The organism is Paenibacillus sp. OT2-17 (assembly GCF_009827695.1).
Lineage (GTDB): Bacteria > Bacillota > Bacilli > Paenibacillales > Paenibacillaceae > Paenibacillus > Paenibacillus polymyxa_B.
Genome location: NZ_WUDQ01000382.1, coordinates 1 through 3,615, shown reverse-complemented (window position 1 = coordinate 3,615; position 3,615 = coordinate 1). Strand labels below are relative to the sequence as shown.

General features: G+C 46.3%; 3 protein-coding genes and 1 pseudogene. All 4 read left to right on the top strand.

The features are described 5' to 3' along the window. A partial coding sequence (locus tag GRP75_RS21640) for a zinc-binding dehydrogenase (RefSeq protein ID WP_160790324.1) occupies positions 1-364 on the top strand: 364 nt, incomplete at its 5' end. A 333-nt stretch (positions 365-697) separates the two neighbouring features. Further along, positions 698-1,813 carry a sugar ABC transporter substrate-binding protein gene (locus GRP75_RS21635; protein WP_013310735.1) on the top strand — a complete coding sequence of 372 codons (1,116 nt, stop codon included), beginning with the start codon at positions 698-700 and terminating at the stop codon, positions 1,811-1,813. A gap of 66 nt (positions 1,814-1,879) precedes the next feature. Continuing rightward, positions 1,880-3,397, top strand: a complete 1,518-nt coding sequence (locus GRP75_RS21630; RefSeq protein WP_160790323.1) for a sugar ABC transporter ATP-binding protein — start codon at positions 1,880-1,882, stop codon at positions 3,395-3,397. Then, positions 3,394-3,615: pseudogene (locus tag GRP75_RS21625) on the top strand (ABC transporter permease); the annotation flags it as partial. The gene GRP75_RS21630 and the pseudogene GRP75_RS21625, both read left to right, overlap by 4 nt.

The following is a 3,615-nucleotide window of genomic DNA, read 5'->3' as shown; positions in this document are numbered from 1 at the left end:
ATCGGTTGATACATTTGGACCTTATCATCTAATTTTGGATTCAGTAGGTGGTGATACGCTAGCTGCATTACTACCTCAGCTTGTGCCAGAAGGGATTTGTGTATCCATGGGACATTCGTCCTCACCTTACGCAACGATTAATATCAGGGGCTTAGGGGGTAGGACCTTGTACAGCTTCTTTCTAGGAGAGGAGATAAATCGCTATTCGCCAGCGGAAGATCTGAAATTACTAGGTGAGCTTGTTTCAAAAGGCCAGTTAGTACCAAGGATCGAAGTGGAGGCATCGTGGAAGGAAGTTGGAACTATTGCCCAACAACTGATAGATCGGAAGTTTTCCGGTAAAGCAGTGCTCCAAATAAGTTAGATGGGAGCGTCCTCATATTGAAAATGACAAGGAGATTGTATCTCCAGGCTAGTCTCCGCTCATGATGTTCACATTTTAAGCATAAGCAAAAATCGACCCTGTGGCGTACCCTGTCAAGTAGAGAACTAAAAAGACACCTCTATGCAGCAACCGTTCCCCGTTATTCAATCGGGGGCGGTTGTTTAATTTTTTTGTGGAATTGTTGTATTTTGTCATATGTAGTCGGAATTTTTTCTATATTTCATAAAACCTATTTACATACTTGGTTTAAAGCGATATATTAAGTATCAAATTTGAATTATTTTGTGGATTGAACGAGGGGGAAATGAAATCATGAATATCCAAAAAGAGCTCCAAAGAAACAAAAAGCTAGGGCTGGGGGCTATCATGCTACTGGTGCTGGTTTTGCTGGTCACTGCATGTGGCGTGCCGAAGACAGAGAGCGGCACTCAAGGGACAAGCACTGCAGGATCGAATACAACAAACGGAAAAACGGACAATTTAAATCTAAAGGGTAAACGGGTTGCGTTGATCATGGAGTTTAACACGGGCACATTTTCGCAACAGTATGTTCAAGGTGTGGAAGAGGAAGTTAAGAAATTTGGCGGTACGCTGACTAAGTTTGTGGCAGATAACGATAAGGCTAAAATGGCTTCTCTGCTTGATAGTGCGATTAACCAGCAATTTGATGTCATTTTGACTGATCACGGTGATGCATTGCTGGAGACAGGGCTGAAAAAGGCAATTTCCCGCAATATTCCGGTTATCGTGTTTGATGCTGCCGTCAATGTTCCGGGTGCGGTAGTGCTCTCACAGGATGACCAAAGCATGGCTGAGCTGACGCTGGAGCAAATGAAAAAGGATATCGGTGGCAAAGGCAACATTGTGAAAGTATGGGTTGCCGGATTTGCACCGATGGAACGTCGTCAGGTTGCTTATGGTGCATTTTTGAAATCCAATCCAGATATTAAAGAAATTGCGACTTTTGGTTCGGCTCAGAATCCTGCGTTGGATACGCAAGCCAAAATGGAAGCTGTATTAAAGCAATATCCTAAGGGCGAAATTACAGCCGTCTGGGCGGCGTGGGATGAGTTTGCCAAAGGTGCAGCCCGTGCCATCCAACAAGCGGGACGTACGGAAATTAAAGTCTACGGCATTGACATGAGCGACGAGGACTTGCAAATGATCCAGGACCCGAAAAATCCTTGGGTGGCCTCGGCAGCCGTAGATCCAACAGATATCGGGCGCGTACAAGTGCGCTATGCATATCAGAAGTTGCATGGGGATAATCCGGAGGAGAAAGTTGTACTGAAGGCTGTATATGTGCAACGCGAAGCGCTGCCAGATAAGCAAATTTCCACATCCGAGCTGTCCCAATATGTGAAGGGATGGGGCCAAAGCGAGCAGGGCTATAAGGATTGGATGAAGGAATATGAAACGTCCAAATAAAATGTTTGCATAACGCAAAGGCGCGCTTCGGCGCGCTTTTATCATAAGCAGGCGTGAGGGGGCACCATGAGTTCACAAGTATATACATTGGAAATGAAAAAAATCAGCAAACAGTTTGCTGGTGTAGATGCGCTGCGAGCCGTGGATTTTACGGTGCAGGGTGGCGAAATTCACGCTCTGCTGGGCGCCAACGGGGCAGGGAAAAGCACATTGATGAAGATTTTGTCCGGTGCGTATCGTTCCGATCAGGGAGCTATCGTAGTTGGTGGGAAGGAACTGAACATTAGTTCACCGTGGGAGGCCAAAAGAGCGGGAATTCACTGTGTGTATCAGGAGGTCGATTCAGCGCTTGTACCTCAGTTAACTGTCGCTGAAAATATTGTAATGGACGATTTGTCTGCACCTGATGGTCGATGGTGGGCTGCACCGGGTTCTATGCGCAGACGAGCGTGTGAGGCATTAGCACGTCTGGAGGTAGATATTGACGTAAGACGATATGTGTCTGAATTGACGTTGGCAGAAAAACAGCTTGTGCTTATTGCACGCATTCTGACACAGCAAGCAAATACCATCATTTTTGATGAGCCTACGGCGCCGCTCAGCGAGGAAGAAACGCGACGTTTGTTCCGCACAATCCATACACTCAAGGATGAGGGAGTTGCATGTATCCTCATCACACACCGATTGCCGGAGGTTATCGAACACAGTGACCATGTTACGGTGATGCGTGATGGTGAGCGCGTGTTCACGGGGCCTGCCTCTGATTTAAGTGTAGGCGACATCGTTACGCATATGCTTGGGAAAACATTTGAAGAGGAGTTCCCAAAAACAGATGTACCGATTGGTGAAACGGTATTGGAAGCGAAAGGGCTTCACAAAGGATTACGAGTGCACGGCATTGATTTACAAGTCCGATGTGGTGAAATTCTCTCTATTGTGGGTTTGGTTGGTGCAGGCAAGACAGAGCTGTCACGACTTCTTACAGGAGCAGACAAGCCGGATAAGGGAGAGTTGACCTTTAAAGGTCGCTCCATTCGATTGAGAGAGCCAGCGGACGCGGTAGCTCAAGGAATTGTGTCCATACCCGAGGAGCGGCGTAAGCAGGGGGTGTTAATTGAGGAGAGTGTGGAAAGAAACCTCAGCCTTCCGCTTTTGGGCAAACTGAGTGTCCTTGGTTTCATCAGTCGGCGTAAAGAACGAAATAACGGTAATGGAATTGTCGCCTCTCTCGGTATTAAGACGCCATCGCTCCGCCAGAATGTTAAATATTTAAGTGGTGGGAATCAGCAAAAAGTTGCGATTGGGAAATGGTTGCATTCTGGAGCGGATGTAATTGTTTTTGACGAGCCAACCAAGGGTGTAGATATAGGGGCAAAAAGTGATATTTTCCGTATCATTGGCGAGTTGGCGGAGCAAGGAAAAGCGATCATTTATCTAACCTGTGAATTTGCTGAAGGGATTGGCATTGGTGATCGGATTGCAGTGATGTATGATGGAAAAATTATAAAGGAATTTGCGCGGGGCGAAGTGGAACAGGAACAGCTTCTGTTGTATGCCAGCGGCGGTGAAGAGGTGCATTCATGAAGGAAAAATGGTTAAACGTCTCATTTCGTTACGGTGCCGTAGTTGTCATTATAGGTGTGTTAGCGTTTTTTTCATCTACATTACCTTATTTCTGGACGTATGATAATTTAATGGACATTCTTGGCTCAATTGCCATTGTGACTTTCGTTGCCATTGGTGTGACGTTGTCACTTATTGTGGACGGTTTTGACCTATCGGTGGGAGCTACAGTATCTTTG

Bases quoted from the DNA above. Each gene is read 5' to 3' on its own strand.
- GRP75_RS21635 (WP_013310735.1), top strand. From the start codon at position 698: ATGAATATCCAAAAAGAGCTCCAAAGAAACAAAAAGCTAGGGCTGGGG.
- GRP75_RS21630 (WP_160790323.1), top strand. From the start codon at position 1,880: ATGAGTTCACAAGTATATACATTGGAAATGAAAAAAATCAGCAAACAG.